This is a genomic window from Oscillatoria salina IIICB1 (assembly GCF_020144665.1).
In the GTDB taxonomy this organism is placed as follows: Bacteria; Cyanobacteriota; Cyanobacteriia; order Cyanobacteriales; family SIO1D9; genus IIICB1.
Genome location: NZ_JAAHBQ010000007.1, coordinates 1 through 16,983, shown reverse-complemented (window position 1 = coordinate 16,983; position 16,983 = coordinate 1). Strand labels below are relative to the sequence as shown.

General features: G+C 41.3%; 18 protein-coding genes. 7 read left to right on the top strand and 11 right to left on the bottom strand.

The genetic code is table 11. The features are described 5' to 3' along the window. Positions 1-5: 5 nt before the first annotated feature. Together G3T18_RS02340 and purT are read right to left on the bottom strand one after the other, a co-directional pair. Positions 6-299 carry a hypothetical protein gene (locus G3T18_RS02340; protein ID WP_224408914.1) on the bottom strand — a complete coding sequence of 98 codons (294 nt, stop codon included), beginning with the start codon at positions 297-299 and terminating at the stop codon, positions 6-8. Between the two features lie 17 nt (positions 300-316). Next, positions 317-1,492, bottom strand: a complete 1,176-nt coding sequence (purT, locus tag G3T18_RS02335) for a formate-dependent phosphoribosylglycinamide formyltransferase (protein ID WP_224408913.1) — start codon at positions 1,490-1,492, stop codon at positions 317-319. A 40-nt stretch (positions 1,493-1,532) separates the two neighbouring features. On the opposite strand from purT, the gene G3T18_RS02330 reads away from it, so the two are divergent. Beyond that, entirely contained in the window at positions 1,533-2,657 is a 1,125-nt protein-coding gene (locus G3T18_RS02330; protein ID WP_224408912.1) for a THUMP domain-containing class I SAM-dependent RNA methyltransferase, read from the top strand. Positions 2,658-2,834: 177 nt separating this feature from the next. Here G3T18_RS02330 and msrB read toward each other — a convergent pair whose 3' ends face one another. After that, positions 2,835-3,230 carry a peptide-methionine (R)-S-oxide reductase MsrB gene (gene msrB / locus G3T18_RS02325; RefSeq protein WP_224408911.1) on the bottom strand — a complete coding sequence of 132 codons (396 nt, stop codon included), beginning with the start codon at positions 3,228-3,230 and terminating at the stop codon, positions 2,835-2,837. 186 nt (positions 3,231-3,416) lie between these two features. On the opposite strand from msrB, the gene G3T18_RS02320 reads away from it, so the two are divergent. After that, complete coding sequence (locus G3T18_RS02320; protein WP_224408910.1) at positions 3,417-4,151, top strand: hypothetical protein; 735 nt, start codon at positions 3,417-3,419, stop codon at positions 4,149-4,151. 5 nt (positions 4,152-4,156) lie between these two features. Here G3T18_RS02320 and G3T18_RS02315 read toward each other — a convergent pair whose 3' ends face one another. The 4 genes from G3T18_RS02315 to G3T18_RS02300 all read right to left on the bottom strand — a co-directional run bounded on the left by G3T18_RS02315 (position 4,157) and on the right by G3T18_RS02300 (position 8,268). Beyond that, positions 4,157-5,047, bottom strand: coding sequence for an alpha/beta fold hydrolase (locus tag G3T18_RS02315; RefSeq protein WP_224408909.1), 891 nt, complete (start codon positions 5,045-5,047; stop codon positions 4,157-4,159). Positions 5,048-5,598: 551 nt separating this feature from the next. After that, complete coding sequence (locus G3T18_RS02310; RefSeq protein WP_224408908.1) at positions 5,599-6,453, bottom strand: prohibitin family protein; 855 nt, start codon at positions 6,451-6,453, stop codon at positions 5,599-5,601. A gap of 144 nt (positions 6,454-6,597) precedes the next feature. Continuing rightward, positions 6,598-7,788, bottom strand: a complete 1,191-nt coding sequence (locus G3T18_RS02305; RefSeq protein ID WP_224408907.1) for a DUF3747 domain-containing protein — start codon at positions 7,786-7,788, stop codon at positions 6,598-6,600. A 183-nt stretch (positions 7,789-7,971) separates the two neighbouring features. Further along, positions 7,972-8,268: an acylphosphatase gene (locus G3T18_RS02300; RefSeq protein ID WP_224408906.1), complete on the bottom strand. Its 297-nt coding sequence runs from the start codon at positions 8,266-8,268 to the stop codon at positions 7,972-7,974. A gap of 58 nt (positions 8,269-8,326) precedes the next feature. On the opposite strand from G3T18_RS02300, the gene G3T18_RS02295 reads away from it, so the two are divergent. Beyond that, positions 8,327-8,770 (top strand): ABA4-like family protein, encoded by a 444-nt coding sequence (locus tag G3T18_RS02295; RefSeq protein WP_224408905.1) that lies wholly within the window; start codon positions 8,327-8,329, stop codon positions 8,768-8,770. 143 nt (positions 8,771-8,913) lie between these two features. Here the strand turns inward: G3T18_RS02295 and G3T18_RS02290 are convergent, their stop codons facing one another. Continuing rightward, on the bottom strand, positions 8,914-9,834 hold the full coding sequence (locus G3T18_RS02290) for a DMT family transporter (RefSeq protein ID WP_224408904.1): 921 nt from the start codon (positions 9,832-9,834) through the stop codon (positions 8,914-8,916). 290 nt (positions 9,835-10,124) lie between these two features. Here G3T18_RS02290 and G3T18_RS02285 point away from each other — a divergent pair, with 290 nt between their 5' ends. Further along, entirely contained in the window at positions 10,125-10,814 is a 690-nt protein-coding gene (locus tag G3T18_RS02285; protein ID WP_224408903.1) for a pentapeptide repeat-containing protein, read from the top strand. Positions 10,815-10,890: 76 nt separating this feature from the next. Here the strand turns inward: G3T18_RS02285 and G3T18_RS02280 are convergent, their stop codons facing one another. Continuing rightward, positions 10,891-11,271, bottom strand: a complete 381-nt coding sequence (locus tag G3T18_RS02280; RefSeq protein WP_224408902.1) for a hypothetical protein — start codon at positions 11,269-11,271, stop codon at positions 10,891-10,893. 171 nt (positions 11,272-11,442) lie between these two features. Here G3T18_RS02280 and G3T18_RS02275 point away from each other — a divergent pair, with 171 nt between their 5' ends. Both G3T18_RS02275 and G3T18_RS02270 read left to right on the top strand, forming a co-directional pair. Next, positions 11,443-11,613: a hypothetical protein gene (locus tag G3T18_RS02275; protein WP_224408901.1), complete on the top strand. Its 171-nt coding sequence runs from the start codon at positions 11,443-11,445 to the stop codon at positions 11,611-11,613. A 108-nt stretch (positions 11,614-11,721) separates the two neighbouring features. Further along, positions 11,722-12,495 carry a carbonic anhydrase gene (locus tag G3T18_RS02270; protein ID WP_224408900.1) on the top strand — a complete coding sequence of 258 codons (774 nt, stop codon included), beginning with the start codon at positions 11,722-11,724 and terminating at the stop codon, positions 12,493-12,495. 130 nt (positions 12,496-12,625) lie between these two features. On the opposite strand, the gene gcvP is transcribed toward G3T18_RS02270, so the two are convergent. Both gcvP and gcvH read right to left on the bottom strand, forming a co-directional pair. After that, a complete protein-coding gene (gene gcvP / locus G3T18_RS02265) occupies positions 12,626-15,547 on the bottom strand; it encodes an aminomethyl-transferring glycine dehydrogenase (protein ID WP_224408899.1) in 2,922 nt (973 codons plus the stop codon). Positions 15,548-15,689: 142 nt separating this feature from the next. Continuing rightward, the gene (gene gcvH, locus G3T18_RS02260) at positions 15,690-16,091 is read right to left on the bottom strand and encodes a glycine cleavage system protein GcvH (RefSeq protein ID WP_224408898.1); all 402 of its coding nucleotides are present in this window, start codon (positions 16,089-16,091) and stop codon (positions 15,690-15,692) included. A gap of 201 nt (positions 16,092-16,292) precedes the next feature. On the opposite strand from gcvH, the gene G3T18_RS02255 reads away from it, so the two are divergent. Continuing rightward, positions 16,293-16,982 carry an alpha/beta hydrolase gene (locus G3T18_RS02255; protein WP_224408897.1) on the top strand — a complete coding sequence of 230 codons (690 nt, stop codon included), beginning with the start codon at positions 16,293-16,295 and terminating at the stop codon, positions 16,980-16,982. Position 16,983: the final 1 nt, after the last annotated feature.

Sequence of the window (16,983 nt, the reverse complement as noted above, 5' to 3'; positions counted from 1 at the left end):
TTATTTTAGCGCGAAAAGTAGCTACAAATAAAGTTACCAGCGCCATTTGACTCAAAGAAAACAGCCTGACCATCTGCTTGAATTTTAACACGCGATCGGCAGTCATAAACTTCTAGCGGTTTCTTTTCACCATCAACGCTGATAACTACTCGATATTCCCAATAATTTTTGGCACTTCGCTTAATACTGATTATACAAATTTCGTGGTTATTTAAGTTACGACAAAAAGATGCTTCTGCGGGAAGCGCAACTGCAAACCAAAAGGTCACTAATAACCACAACAAAATCGACTTTTTCATAGTTTATTTTCGCTCAATTACTCCTTGACAATCTCAATTTTTTGTGCAGCAGATTTTGCTTTTTCTCGTGCTTCTGCAACTGAATTTCCTTTCGCTAAAGCTACTCCCATGCGACGGAAAGGACGAGAATCAGGTTTACCAAATAAACGCACATCAACATCTGGTGTTGCTAAAGCTTCTGCGACACCTGAAAAGATAATTGAGTCGGAATTTTCCTGAGCTAAAATAACTGCACTAGCTGAAGGAGCAAATAGTTCTATTTTGGGAATTGGTAAGCCGAGAATTGCGCGTAAATGTAACTCAAATTCATTGAGGTTTTGCGAAATTAAAGTTACCATTCCCGTATCATGAGGACGAGGGGAAAGTTCCGAAAAGATTACCTCATCTTTAGTGATAAAAAATTCTACGCCAAAAATTCCTGCACCACCTAAAGCATCAGTAATTTTGCGAGCAATATTTTCAGCTTCTTGTACAATTTCTGGGCGAATATTTGCGGGTTGCCAAGATTCTTGATAATCGCCTCTTTCTTGGCGATGTCCAATTGGCGGACAAAAAATTGTGGGGGCGTTCCATTGTTTAATTGTTAACAGAGTTATTTCAATTTCAAAGTCAATAAATTCTTCAATAATTATCTTTTTACTTTCCCCTCTTGCTCCCGCGATCGCGTAATTCCAAGACTTTTCTACCTCTGTTTGAGATTTTACCACAGATTGACCTTTTCCTGACGAGGACATCACCGGTTTAACTACGTTAGGAAAGCCAATTTCTTCAGCAACTTGTTGCAATTGATCTAAACTGGAAGCATAAGCATATTTTGCAGTTCTAATCCCTAACTCTTGAGAAGCTAATTCGCGAATGCGATCGCGATTCATTGTATAATTTGTTGCGGCTGCGGTAGGAATAACGGTATAGCCTCGTTGCTCCAATTCCAGTAATTTTTCCGTGCGAATTGCTTCGATTTCTGGCACAATAAAATTAGGTTGATATTGCTCAACTATTGTTTCTAGTTGGTCACCGTCAAGCATCGAAATAACTTCTGCACAATCAGCAACTTGCATCGCTGGTGCGTTCGGATAGCGATCGACAGCAACAACAAAGTTACCCAAACGTTGGGCGGCGATAACAAATTCTTTACCTAATTCTCCCGAACCAAGGAGCATAATTTTTTGGGGAAGTTTGCGTGAATTAACCATTGATTTTAGTGAAGTTTACTGTTAAAATGTTAGAGTAAAAATGAATCGTTATTTTGCTACCGTTGCTCGCGGTTTAGAATCAATTGCCGCACAGGAAATCGAAAAATTGGGCGGCAAAGAAGTGCGTCCAGATTTTACTGGCGTACATTTTTCTGGTGACAAAGCTTTGCTTTACAAAGTGAATCTTTGGGGGAGAACTATTTTTCGAGTTTTGATGCCAATTAAAGAATTTCCGTGTCATAATCGAGAGCAATTGTACCGCGAAGTGCAAAAAATTTCTTGGTCAGAATATCTTCAGCCATTAAATACTTTAGCGGTAAATTGCACTGGAGGCAATCGGCAACTCAATCATACTCATTTTAGTGCGCTGGAAGTCAAAAACGCGATCGCCGACCAACAACGTCAGCAAACCGGAAAACGTTCCAGTGTCGATGTCCAAAATCCCGATTTGTTAATCAATCTTCACATTTACCAAAATCGAGCCACTTTAAGTTTAGATAGCTCTGGAGATAGTTTACATCGACGCGGCTATCGTCCCGCAATGGGATTAGCCCCACTCAAAGAAACCCTCGCTGCTGCATTATTAACCATCGCCGAATATTCACCCAATTTACCTTTTTTTGACCCTTTATGTGGTTCGGGAACTTTACCTTTAGAAGCTTGTTTAAAGAGTTTAAATATTGCACCAGGTTTGTATAGAAAACGATTTGGTTTTCAAACTTGGCGCGATTTTGACGCCGATTTATGGCAAGAAATTTTACAACAAGCACAAAACAGTCAATTAGCCGAATTACCAGCACCAATTTGGGGTAGCGATGCTGACAAAAAGGTTATTCAGCAAGCGCAAATTAATGCCGAAAAATGCGGACTAGAAGCGCAAATTAGTTTCTCGCAAAAACAGTTAACTGAAGTTGAACCAATCGCCGATTCTGGGATAATTATTTGTAATCCCCCCTATGGAAAACGAATCGGAGATGTAGCAGAATTGGGAGAATTTTATAAGTTACTTGGGGATGTATTTAAGCAGCGTTTCAAAGGTTGGACGGCTTATATTTTGACGGGAAATAAAGAATTAGCTAAACGAGTTGGTTTGAAAGCTTCGCGACGCATTCCCGTTTATAATGGTTCGTTACCTTGCACTTTCCTCAAGTATGAATTGTATTAAGATAAAATCTACAAATCTTTGCTACAGATCTTCACCTTGTAGAGACGTTGCGTGCAACGTCTCTAAGATTAAGCATTTTCTTTTCTAGTTTAGTTAGAAAAATGATTGAAAAACAAGTTTAAATTAGTGTTAATGAGCGCTTAAGCGCTCACTACAAACTGTGGGATTAAATGCGAGTTATTTCTGCTCGAAATCTAGGGAAGCCGAATTGATACAATAACGCTTACCTGTGGGTTTTGGTCCGTCGTCGAAAACGTGACCTAGGTGTGCGTCGCAACGAGAACATAATACTTCTGTTCTCGTCATAAATAAACTGCGATCGCTCTCATAACTGACATTCTCTTCGTCTACAGGTTCCCAAAAACTCGGCCAACCAGTACCCGAATTAAACTTGGTTTCCGAAGTAAAAAGCGGTTGACCGCAGCAAACGCACTTGTAAATACCTTCTTGCTTATTATCGTGGTATTTGCCAGTGAAGGCTCTTTCGGTTCCTTTCTTTCTCGTGACTTGGTACTGTTCGGGGCTGAGTTGCTCTTTCCACTCTTGGTCTGACTTTTCTACTTTACTAGCCATTAAGGTCTGACTCCTAGGTTGTTACATTTCTTCACAAATAAATTCTATCGTTGCAACCGGAAGATTTGCAGTACCGAAAACCGTACCCAGGGATTTTATTTTCCCATAATCAACGAAAAAATCGCTATGTTATGCTTTTCATTAACCCAAGTTTAACCTTTCGTTTAACGGAGCATAACCAAAATAATGTCCAAAGATTCTTCAAGCACCCAGGTTTCTTCTTCTCAAAAAAGCTATAAATTTCGGATTCCTGGGCGCAAATTGACTAAATTCTTAGTTTTTGCGATTATAGGATTGGCTATTGGCAATTTACTGGGACAGTTCGCCACATATTACCTTAATTCCGAACGAGAGAGTTTAATCAAGTTATTTGACCTGGATGCAGAAAATAACCTGCCCACGTGGTATTCTTCTTTAACCTTACTAATTTGTTCTGTGTTGTTAGGGATCGTCGCATTTGTCAAAAAGAGAGATCGCGATCGCTACACTCGTCATTGGATGGGTTTATCACTAATTTTTTTCTTACTCTCGATTGACGAAGCTGCAAGTATTCACGAATTAAGTATGGACACTTTGCGCTCCGGGCTGAATGCTAGTGGGTTTCTTTATTTCACTTGGATTGTTCCTGCCGCTATTTTCGTAGTATTATTACTTGTCATCTATTCCCCATTTATTAAAGCTTTACCTAAAAAAACAAAATTTGCTTTTCTCTGGGCTGGCGCTATTTATCTTCTTGGTACTCTAGGACTAGAAGCGATCGGTGGTTGGTATGTATATAATTACGGTAAAGGAACTATACCTTATATGGTGTTATTCACCCTAGAAGAGTCTTTAGAAATGGTCGGTATAGTCATTTTCATTCGAGCTTTGCTTGCTTACATAAGTTGTTACCTCCCGCCGATCGAAGTATCTTTCAAATAAACAATCTAGAGAATACCACAAAACTCAAAAATATGCTGAGCAGTAACTTCTGCTTGTTCGAGATGGGGAACATGACCGCAATTTTTAATCCAAATAAGTTTACTATTCGCCAGTAATTGCTCGAACTTATAAGCATCTTTCGTCCCTAAAATTTTGTCATTCTCACCCCAAAGAATTAAAGTTTCTTGTTGAATATTAGGAATTTGCTTGACAAAAGAACCATAACCCCCACTTTTCGTAAAAGCAATTAAAGCTTGATGCCAATTAGGTGATTTTAAGTGCAAAGCAGCACAAAGTTCAGCATCAGATGTCACCATACTTTTCTCTAAGTAAGCAGCCAGATTGATATTTTTGCGAACTCCGGGACGACGTAAAAATTCCGCAGCGAGGTAGTCAAAAGGAGGAAACAGGAATTTCCCGATCGCCGGACCTTTACCAATACCTGCACTGTCAAGGAAGACCAACTTTTTTACTACTTCCGGATAAGCAAGAGTAAAATCAATTGCGGCTGCACCTCCCATCGAAGCCCCAACCAAAATAACTGGTTGTTGAATTAAAGTTTTCCAGAAGTAGTAAAGATGAGTTTTTATGGCTACAGGATCGAATGTTAGCCCAGAAATGCGTTCCGTAAAGCCAAAGCCTAAAAAATCCACAGTCCAAGTGTCATTTTTCGCAGCTAGTAAAGGAAAAAGACGACGAAATTCAAGAACAGAACTATCGAAACCATGTAATAACAAAATAGGCGTTCCCCCACTGCCTTGATGAACATAGGTTGTCGGAATCGGTTTGTCAGTGAGGGGAGTAGCAAGATCGAGACACTGAATTTGTTTAGCTAAGGCGATCGATGTTGGTTCGGTAAGATTTTTGACTTCGGAGGGGAGAAAACTGGCAAACATTTTTTAATTCATTGTGGAAGCGAAAACAATCTCGAAATGCGCTCTTAGGGTAATTTCAAATGAAGAATAAAATGCTACAAATTTTATGTAGAGACGTTGCATGCAACGTCTCTACACCATTTCATGTAGTGCAGCGCTCTTCAAATTAGTTTGACTACTCCCCTCCCTCCGCGTTGCTAAAGGGAGGGGATTCACAAGTAGTTCTCTTTCCTCTTGCAGGCACAGTCAAGTTGCCTCTAGACGCTCAATATGTTGACATATAGCCGCATATATTGCGCTTACTTTTTTGAGTTTTATGCTTTCAAACATCCATCACTCAGCTAGTTTAGTACGCTCCTCGCTCTGAAGAAAGCTTGCAGTGGTTTAGTCATACTGCCGTTAGAGCCAATCTAACCGTTGTTTCTTACTTACCGGGTTTTCGACCTACTAGAGCGAAGAATCACGTAGATTTTAGTTTTACTCGCGATCAACTATTGTACTAACTTTCTAGTTTCTTTTCAATCAAAGTCGCCGTAGAACAGCGAGGCTTTAAACCCATTTTTTTTGGTAATTTAGTTTGTGGTTGTTTCGACAACATTACCCAAATTAAATAAGAAAGGAACCGTAGCATCAGATTCACCACCGATTACCAAAACTTTTGGCATTTGGGAACCACCTTGTCGCCAAGCTTCGATCGCTTCTTTTTGTAACACTAGCCTACCCCCTTGGGCTTTCAGGGTTTCAGCCAGCAATCTTTGTGCTTCCGCCCTACCTTTAGCGCGGTTAACGTCTGCTTGGGCTTGTTGTTCGGCTTCTCTGGCTACATACACCGCCCTTTGCGCCCGTTGTTCAGCGATTTGTTTTTCTTCCACTGCGCGAGCAAATTCTGGAGAAAAGGCTAAATCAACAACACTGGTATCCAGGACAATAATGCCGTATTTATCTAAGCGTTCTACCAATGCAGTATCAAAATCGGCTTTTAGTTCTTCTCGTTTGGTAATTGCTTCTTCGACAGTTCTTCTTGCCGCCGCAATTTTAAACGATTCCTGGGTTTGGGGGGCAATTATTTTCGAGACCACATTTTGCAGAGTACCTTGTTCGCGGCGAACTGTTACCACTTGTAAAGGATCGAGGCGGAAGTTAATTGCAAAGCTAGCGGTGAGATCCTGAAGATCCTTTGTCGAACTTTGGGCTGGGACTTCAAACTTTTGTACAGTTACGTCATAAACATCAACGGCAGAAACTAGAGGCGGTTTGAAATGCAAACCTTCCAGTAAAGCCCCATCTCTAGCTTTACCCAAAATGCTGAGAACTCCAGCTTCACCTGGGTTGATAATCACAAAAGAATTAAAAGCGATGAGAATGAGTAATGCCGCGATCGCACCACCAACGATCGATTGTATATTTTGTGCGGACTGACCTTTCAAAATATCATCTCCTTTTCACTGCTACCCATTTTAGTCGAGTCGGTATCCTCATTAAAAAATTAGGGTGAGTATTAACCCACCCTAAGTTATCGTGAAACCTATTTTCTCTGGCTAGGATCTCGCACTACGCCCACGCTACGCTAATTAATTATCAGATTTAACGCAATTGAGCATTCGCAGGGTTGCGGCAGCAGCATAGTTGCGTTGAGAAGAGCGATCGGGATAAAATGCGTTGCCAGTTTCATTTAAAGGCGAAGCCACGCCACAATAAGCGGACATTTCCGTCACTAACACCGAACCCCAATGATTGGCAGTATCAGAGAAGTTTTTCGCCGTTTGTTTAGCGTTAAGTTTGCTGGATAAACCTCGTTGAGTTTTTGCATACTCGGCGGTTCGTTTTTGGATAGCCATTAACTCAGCGCGAGTTACTGCTTGCGCGGGGCGGAAATTACCATCAGGATAACCACTGACAATATTATTTTGCTTTGCCCATTGAATTTTAGCGGCACTCCAGCGAGAAGTTTCTACGTCTGGATAAGGACGCGAAGACGTGGATGTGGGAACATTAACATTAACATTAGGGATGGTTTTCACTGCTTCGAGAGCCATTGAAACCACTTGTTCTCTGGTAAGAGCATTTAAAGGACGGAAGGTGTTATCTTCTTTAAAGCCAGCAATAAAGCCAATTTCCACAGCTTCAGAGATTTCGTCTTTGTAGATATCGTTGGCAATATCGCGGAAGGCTAAGTCAGAATTACCGCCGTTATTACCACCGCCCGGATTGCCGCCAGTAAGTCCATCATTGGTAAGATAAACGTGACCCAAAGTGCTGCCATTGTAAGTACGTTTAGTAAAGCGCCAACCTGGTTCGAGGAAGATTTTGGCAAAATCGTTAGTTAGTCCGCCAGTTCTACCAATAACGATATAAGGTTTACTGAAGTCGCGACGATGAGCGCCAACTAACTGTAATTCTCCCTCGCGACGAACTACCATTAGTTGATAATCTAAACCTAAGTCTTCACCATTAGCGCGGATGGAATAGCCGTTACTGTCGGTGTTCCGGCGACAATGACCGGAAAAGTCAAAAGTAGTTAATAATGGATTGATAATCGTCGGGTTAGAGCCACTTTCGCTCCAGCACTGGCGCTGTCCCGGAATTTGTTCGATGATTAATAGTTTATGAGAAGTTCCGGCTGGTGAAGCAACGGCGACAAAGTTATTTTGGGTAACTTCAGTTTGACCGAAAGTTTGTGCTTGAGTAGAATTGAGAGGCGCGATCGCGGAAAATGCGGCTGTGGCTAGTGCTGCTAGTTTTAGGGGTAGTTTGAGTTTCATTGTCTCTGTAATTAGTTTATTTCCTCTGCTGACAATTAAAATTTTCTTTGATGTTCCTGTCAATTCAGGATAAGTTCTCAAAATTTAGTCTTACTCAGAAAATATTTTACTTGCTGCTCACAATTGGCTTAACAAGTTTAACAAGTTTATTGAAGCAGACTCGCTGAAATCTGTTCCCCTAATTCAATAACGAGTCTCAAATCTTTTGATTCCCTCTACTTCCTCGTTTTCCACTGCCACATCTTCAACTACTGCACTGGTTGGACCCGTCTCGCACCATGCCAAAATACTTTCAACTGCGCCTTTCTCTCCTTCAAAAACTGCTTCTACTCGCCCGTCGCTAAGGTTGCGTACCCAGCCATTTACTTGTAACTGTTGGGCTTTGCGGACTGTAGAGAAGCGATAGCCAACTCCTTGAACTGTTCCGGAAATAAAAACATGGGCGCGAATTAATTCTGGTTTGGCTGTTGAATCTGTCATCTTATTTTACTTTTCAGGTGTAGGATATCGTTGTTGAGTTTAAACTTTCTTGACAACAATGACAATTTCTCTATTGTTCAATTTGGCGAATTTGTTTGTTTTACCTTTCTGGGCATTGATTATTTTACTACCAAAGTGGGGTGTGACCAAAAAGGTGATGGAATCTTATCTGCCTTTTGTGGTTTTGGCGGGTTTGTATTTGTATTTAATTTCGGGGACAATTACGGCAGAATCGGCGCAAGCTCTTGCTAATCCCAAATTAAGTGATATTGCTCGTTTTTTTGGTGAGGAAAGGGCGGCAGCGACTGGATGGGCGCATTTTTTAGTGATGGATTTGTTTGTCGGGCGCTGGATATATTGGGAAGGACAAAAAAGTGGGATTTGGACGACGCATTCTTTGCTTTTATGTTTGTTTGCGGGTCCTTTGGGTTTGTTGTCTCATGTGATTACGGTTTGGGTTTCTAAGTTGTTGGTGAAGGATTCTGAAGAGTTAGTAGCCTGACTAAAGAATTTAGTAGGGGTAACCACGGCGGGATGCCCCTACTAAATTTTGGGGTTAGTTATTAAGGGTAATTTTTGCTTAATTTTTGTTTTGATAAAGTCGAAAATTTCCTCTTCAATAAATTGGTTTAAAAATTAACAAAATCAAGTTGATTTTCGGTTGCCAATGACAGCAATTGCCACACCAATAAGTAAGATAATTGCGCCGAAAATTACTATATTTCCCGGGATTTCGTTGAAAATTAGCCAGCCGAGTAAACTAGCGCCAATGGGTTCAAATAAGATGGCTAATGTTACCAGTGTGGGAGAAATTATGCGTATTGCCCAGTTGAAACTCGTGTGTCCGATGAGTTGAGAGAAGATCGCTATTCCTAAGACGTAAAGATAAACTATTTTCGGGTAGCCTAGATAGCCGGAACCAAATATTTTTGGCAGTGGTAAGAGTACCAAGGCTGCGGTAGTATAAGCAACAGCGATGTAGTTACCGATCGCAAATCCTCTTTGCTGGGCTTGACGACCGAGAAGTAAGTAAAGACTTACTAGCCAAGAGCCGATTAGTGCTAAAATGTCGCCTAAAATTGGGTTAGTTGCGGCGGTGCTAATATTTTCGGAGTCTCCCCAAGCGATCGCAATTCCACCACAAAGTGCGATAATAATGCCGATCGCGCTTAAGCGAGTTGGTTTTTCTCCCAGCCACCACCAGGAAAGAAGGGCTACCCAAATTGGATTTGTGGTTACTAAGGTGGTTGAAGCAGCGATCGAGGTGAAAGATAATGAGGTAATCCACACCGCAATATGGAGGGCTAGACAAATTCCGGCGGCGGCAGCATAATAATAGGCGCTTGGTTGAACTTGAATTGTGATTAACTTGCGCCATGCAGGAAGTAAAATTAAAGCGGCGATCCCTACACGAGAAGCAGCAAGAAATAAACTGAAACCCATTGAGCTAATTTCGACAGCCGATGTCGCTAATCTGATAAAAATGGCGGTGCTGGAGATAGCGGCAACGCCGAGGGTTAAAATTAATCCTATCTGCCATTGGGGAGGTTTTTGGTATTGGCTCATAAAATTTTCTTCGGTGGCGATCGCCGTTAATCCCTTGATTGCTAAAATTGCTAGAAATATTCTCCACTACAATACAAGCTGGAGATACCACCAATTACTTACGGATAACTATTTGCAATAGATTCGATCGCCCAAATTGCCAAGAATTTTTCCCTTGGTTAGTTGTTTTTGTCTTTAGCATATTTATCCAGTTTTGTCAAAGATAAAAGCTTTTAGCAAGAATCAAACTGAGCGAAGGGCGATCGCGCTAAATTAGCAGACATAGGCAGAGGAGATGCTGTATGAGGACGATGAATAACATAGCTCGTTGCTACGAAATTTTAGAGTTAAAGCCGGGAGCGTCGCTAGAGGAAGTTAATTTGGCTTATAAAGATTTAGCATTTATTTGGCATCCGGATCGCATTCCCGCAGATAATCCTCGCTTGCAGCAAAAAGCAGCCGAAAAACTCAAACAGATCAATTTTGCTCGCGAACAGTTGCGTACGCTCAAAGCACGTACCGAAAGACCGATCGCGAAAACTAAATCTCCCCAACCGAAACGACCACCTCGCTATCAATACCAATATCAAACAACGACTCAAACTCAAACTCAACCTAAACCACAACAAAATTCCTCTCCAGACTTGAGTGGTGCCGATCTTAGTGGTCGAGATTTACACGAAAAAGACTTTTCCCGCAGAAATTTAAGTAACGCTAACTTGAGTGAAGCTAATCTCAGCGATGGTTTTCTCCATAAAGTCAATTTAGAAGGAGCAAATTTAACAAAAGCGAATTGTTTTCGAGCTAACTTTTTTCAGGCAAACTTAAGAAATGCTAACTTACAAGAAGCTAACTTAATCGGTGCAGATTTTAGCGGCGCAGATTTAAGCGGAGCTAATTTAAAAGGAGCAAAAGTAGGTTCGGGAAACCGAATTATGGTAAAATTAACAGGAGTGAATTTAACTGGCGCAACTTTACCTGACGGAACAATTCACGAATAAAAAGTTAGAGGATGGGGATTTTAGATCGGAAAATTTAATTGATATTTTGAGTTAAATAAGTTCGCCAAAATTCAATTTACTTCTTATCTGGAATCTGTTCGGTGGATTCCAACTCAATAATTAGATCGATTTGCGAGATCGTGTATGCTAATTTTTCCTCTAACCCTTCCTCAGAACACAGACAGCCATACCGAGCAAAACTCTCTTGGGGATGTTGCCAACGCAACCATAATCTGTTATTTACAGAAATTTTACTAATAATCCAGCCTCGATGTTGAGCGAGAACTTGCTCAGAATTAGATTTCTCGCTACTATTAGACATTTTTTTGCTACCGTAATTATTCTTTTTGGTAAACATTGGCGGAGCAAACTGAGAGAGTTTAGTCGATTGTGAAGGAGAAACTTTCTGTTCGCAAGAGAGAAGCATATTATTAGTAGAGCGTTCGACATTTTTCATTGTCCCAGAAAATTAGGGAAAAAATAGTGATGCAATTTAGTAAAAACCAGTGACAATTACAGCTTATGCGAGCGATCTAAAACTTAAGTCAACGTGAGATAAAAAGCTGAACCAGTGTGAGTTGCATCACCAATAGTTAAGATTATCGAAGAGCGAGTCAAAGAGAAAAAAATGGCACGCCAACGATTAATAATTGAAATGGGCGTGGGAGTAGCTCGACACGGACAGGAAGCTAAAAAGAGCAGCGAGAAACGCGATCGCTCACAACGCCTTACCCGGAGTTGGGAAAGTGTCGTTCAAGTCAAGCAATTCCCGAACTCAATGACCAAAATGACGATATGATAATGGCGATCGCAGTTACTGTTTCCATCGAAAGCAAAAATTAAACAAAACAAGCTGACATGAGATTAGAAGAGACGCGATCGCCTTATCAATCAAAGATCAAAAACAATGCGATTTGACAGTTGTACAACTTCTTGCTTAAATATTCTTGCTCTGGGATTCACATTCTTAGTTCCTTTAGTTCCATCGGGCAAAAGTTTTGCTCAAGAAGTGGAATGGACATACGGGGGACAAAATAATCCTACCCACTGGGGCGAGTTAAATTCTGATTTTCAACTATGCGAAGTAGGTCGAGATCAATCTCCTATTAACATCACAGAAGCGATACCCGTTCGAGGTGAGTCTCTAGAAACTGACTATCAAACTGTTCCCCTAGAAGTGTTTAATAATGGTCACACAATTCGAGTGAACTATGCTCCAGGTAGCTTAATTACGATTAATGGTCGCCCCTATGAACTGGTACAATTTCACTTCCATACCCCCAGCGAACACTATCTAAATGATAAAGCGGCGGCAATGGAATTACATCTGGTACATCGCGACCAAAATAATCAATTAGCTGTCCTTGGAGTCATGATTACAGAAGGAGAAGCTAACGAAACTCTGGCTCAAATTTGGCAGAATTTTCCGCAAGCTGGCGAGAAAATCCAACCTCGCAATATCACGATTAATGCAAGTAATTTACTCCCTAACCAGAGGAACTACTACCACTATCAAGGCTCATTAACCACACCTCCTTGTAGCGAAGGGGTCAGTTGGAATGTTCTGGTCGAACCAATTACTGCCTCACCAGAACAAATCGAACAGTTTATGAAATTATATCAATATAATGCTCGTCCAATCCAACCTCTCAATGGTCGGCAAATTCAAATACGACAGTAGTTCCTAGGGTAAGTTAGACAGATATCGCGCGAGAAGCTCTACGCTATAAACTTGTTTTCGGTGACATCTCCTACACCAACCTGAGTACAGGTATGGTGTAGGCTTCGCAACCAATTTACGGGTGGAAATATTACTCTTGATAAGCCTCCATTCCCTGACAAGAACAAACTAAATTTCTATCCCCAAAAGCATTATCAATTCTTCCCACAGGACACCAGAATTTATATTCTTTAGTCCAGGGTGCGGGATAAGCAGCTTCTTCGCGAGAATAGGGATAATTCCATTCGCTACAAATCAATGTTTCTGCGGTGTGGGGTGCATTTTTCAAGAGATTATTTTCCAAATCTGCTTTTCCGGTAGCAAGATCGTCTATTTCTTTACGAATTGCCATCATTGCTTGACAAAAACGCTCTAATTCTGCTAAAGATTCGCTTTCGGTAGGTTCAATCATCATTGTACCCGCTACGGGCCAAGAAACTGTCGGCGCGTGGAAACCATAATCCATTAATCGCTTCGCAATGTCATCAACTTCAATATTTGCTTGTTTCTTCAAGGGACGCAAATCAATAATACATTCGTGAGCAACTAACCCCGATTTTCCTTTGAATAAAACCGGATAGTAACTATCAAGGCGATGCGCGAGATAATTAGCATTAAGAATGGCTATTTTCGTTGCTTCAGTTAAACCTTTCGCGCCCATTAAAACAATATACATCCACGAAATCGGTAGAATACTCGCACTACCCCAAGGTGCAGCAGCAACAGCGCCAATACTATCTTTTCCACCTAGATTAACGACCGAATTACCTGGTAAAAATGGTTTTAAATGCGCCTTTACACCCACAGGTCCCATACCCGGACCACCACCACCATGAGGAATACAAAATGTTTTGTGTAAATTCAAATGACAAACATCTGCACCATAGTCTCCTGGGCGACATAATCCTACTTGAGCGTTCATATTTGCGCCATCTAAATACACTTGTCCGCCGTGGTTATGGATGATTTCACAAATTAATTGAATTTGTTCTTCAAATACACCATGAGTTGACGGATATGTCACCATCAAAGCAGCTAATTTTTCGCTATGTTTTGCTGTTTTCGCTTTTAAATCAGCTAAGTCAATATCGCCGCGCTGATTACATTTAACCGCGACTACTTTTAAGCCACACATAACGGCGGAAGCGGGATTTGTGCCGTGGGCTGATTCGGGAATTAAACAAATATTGCGTTGTTTTTCGCCACGGCTTTGATGATATTTACAAATTACTTTTAAGCCTGTATATTCTCCTTGAGAACCCGCATTCGGTTGCAGAGAAATTGCGTCAAAACCTGTGATTTCTGCTAGCCAAGTTTCTAATTGTTGAAATAATTTTTGATAACCTTGGGTTTGATTTAAAGGGACAAACGGATGAATTTTGCTAAATTCCGCCCAAGTTATCGGTACCATTTCGGCGGTAGCATTCAGTTTCATGGTACAAGAACCAAGGGGAATCATTGAGGTTGTTAAGGATAAATCCTTGGCTTGTAACTGATGTAAATAGCGCAGTAATTCAGTTTCCGAATGATAGCGGTTGAAGACAGCATCTTTGAGATATTTACTACTACGAGCAAAAGGAGATTCAAAATTAAATTGAGTAGATGCTGCTATTTCCGCAACCGTAAAAGGTAACTCTTCTTTTCCGGCGAAAATCTGCCACAATTTGAGAATATCTTCAACTGCGGTAGTTTCATCTAAAGAAATACCAAGAGCCGTGTTATCAAACAAGCGCAAATTAATTTTTTCCTGCTCGGTGGCTGCTAAAATAGCTTGAGCTTGGTTAGTTTCGACGCGAAGAGTATCAAAGATAGGTGTATCATTAGTTTTGTAGCCCAAACGTTGCAAACCAGCAGCTAGAATTACCGTCAAATTATGAACTTTTCGGGCAATTTTTTGAATACCTTCAGCACCGTGATAAACTGCATACATTGAGGCAATTACTGCCAGTAAAACCTGAGCAGTACAAATATTGCTCGTAGCGCGATCGCGGCGAATATGTTGTTCCCTGGTTTGCAATGCTAACCGCAATGCAGGTTTCCCCGTCTTATCCTTCGATATCCCCACAATTCGTCCCGGAATTTGCCTTTTATAAGCCTCTCTAGTCGCGAAATAAGCTGCATGAGGTCCCCCATATCCGAGCGGAACTCCAAAGCGTTGCGTGCTTCCTACAGCAATATCAGCGCCAAATTCGCCAGGGGGTACAAGTAAAGCTAAACTTAGTAAATCCGCCGCGACAGTAACGACAGCCTCAACTTGATGCGCCTTTTTCACAAACTCGCGATAATCATAAATTGCGCCATCAGTCGCCGGATATTGTAGCAATGCACCAAAAATCGGTGGTTGAAAATCAAAACTTTGATGCGATCCCATAATAACTTCAATTCCCAAAGATTGAGCGCGAGTTTTGACCACTTCAATAATTTGGGGATGACAATCATCAGCCACAAAAAAAGCATTAGCTTTCGATTTAGCCACCGCATAACTCATACTCATCGCTTCGGCTGCTGCGGTAGCTTCATCCAATAACGAAGCATTAGCAATTTCCAAACCCGTTAAGTCAATAATCATCGTTTGGAAATTCAACAAAGCCTCTAACCTACCTTGAGCAACTTCAGCTTGATAAGGAGTATAAGCTGTATACCAACCCGGATTTTCGAGAATATTGCGCTGAATAACTGGCGGGGTAAGGCAATCGTAATACCCCATACCAATAAATGACTTGTAGACCAAATTTTGAGCAGCAATTTCTTTTAACTGTGTTAAAGCCGCATACTCACTTGTTGCCTCTGGTAAATTTAAAGAACCCTGGAAGCGAATACTAGCAGGAATCGTTGACTCGATTAACTCATCGAGCGTAGAAAAACCCAAGACTTGTAACATTTCGTGGACTTCATTTCGATCGGGACCTAAATGCCGACTCACGAAAGAATCGCGAGGTAAAATTGCTTCCGGGAATTCACAATTGCCTTGGTTAGTAGCATTTTGATTAGCAGCGAGGTCGAAGTTGAGCATAGAAAATAGTTTCTTGGGAGTGCTGTGGTGCGCCACGAGTAGATCGATTCGACGCTACCACTTATTATTTTGTAACAAACCCTCCGAAATTGCTGCTAGTCAGAGGTACTGAGTCTTAACAATTAATTTGGGATTGAGCGATTTATTCTTCGTCTTCTCCTTCAACTTGAGCGCGATACTCATCAGCAGAGAGAGTATCGGGCAGATCGTCATCAGGGTTATCGACGCGGACTTTCAACAACCAGCCTTCACCATAGGGATCGTCAGCGATCGCTTCTGGAGATTCGATCGCTAGTTCATTGCGTTCAATTACCGTACCAGAAACAGGAGGATAAAGATCCTCAACTGCTTTCACTGACTCAATAGTGCCGAAACTTTCGCCAACTTCGATCGCATCGCCAACTTCGGGAAGTTCGAGAAAAACAATATCGCCAAGTTGGTCGAGCGCAAAGGCGCTGATCCCAATGGTGGCAATTTCGCCTTCTAAGCGCACGTATTCGTGGGAATCAAGATATTTTAAGTCTTCAGGATATTCCAGTGCCATTTCACATCCTCACTCTGAAATATAATTGTCAGGGTTAATTCGATCTCTAAGACAAAAGCCTATAGAGGAAGATAGTTTTCCTGCCTCGCTTAGTTTACAACTTCTGTACATTTTGTGAGTTGGTATCAAAACAGTTAATTTTGAGAAGGGTAATCTCAATAGCACCCAGTAACTTTTCATTTTGCACTTTTAGCATGAATTATGCTCAAAAAACGACTCAGGCGCTTGCTAATTGCAGATTTTACTTGGAAAAGACTGGCGCGATCCTTGCTTTTGGTTTACGTTTCCTTGTGTCTATACGTCTTTTTCCGCGCTGATGCTCACATTTTTCTACCTCAACCGAGTAGCTACTCTTACCACCCCGATCTTCTCAAGCTGATAACTCCAGACCAAATTCAGCTTGCGGCTGTATATTTGCCTAACCCTCATGCCACCTATACCCTGCTTTACATTCACGGAAATGCAGAAGATTTAGGCGATATTCAACCTGTATTACAAAATTTGAGGAAAATAGGCTTTAGCGTTTTTGCTTACGATTATCGCGGTTACGGTATGAGTGAGGGAACTCCTACGGAACGCAATGCTTATCGAGACGTGGAAACAGCTTACAATTATCTCACCCAAGAGCTAAAAATACCCCCAAACCAAATTATTCTCTATGGACGTTCGGTTGGAGGTGGTTCGGCAGTAGATTTAGCTGCGAATCAACCTGTGGCTGGTTTAATCTTAGAAAGTACGTTTACGAAAGCGTTTCGCGTCCTCGTACCTTTCCCCATTTTTCCTTTTGAAAAGTTTGCCAATCTTGACAAAATCAAGCAAGTTAATTGTCCGGTACTCGTAATTCATGGTAAAGCTGACCGAAAATCTTGGGTTTCAAGCCCCGTCCTTTAGC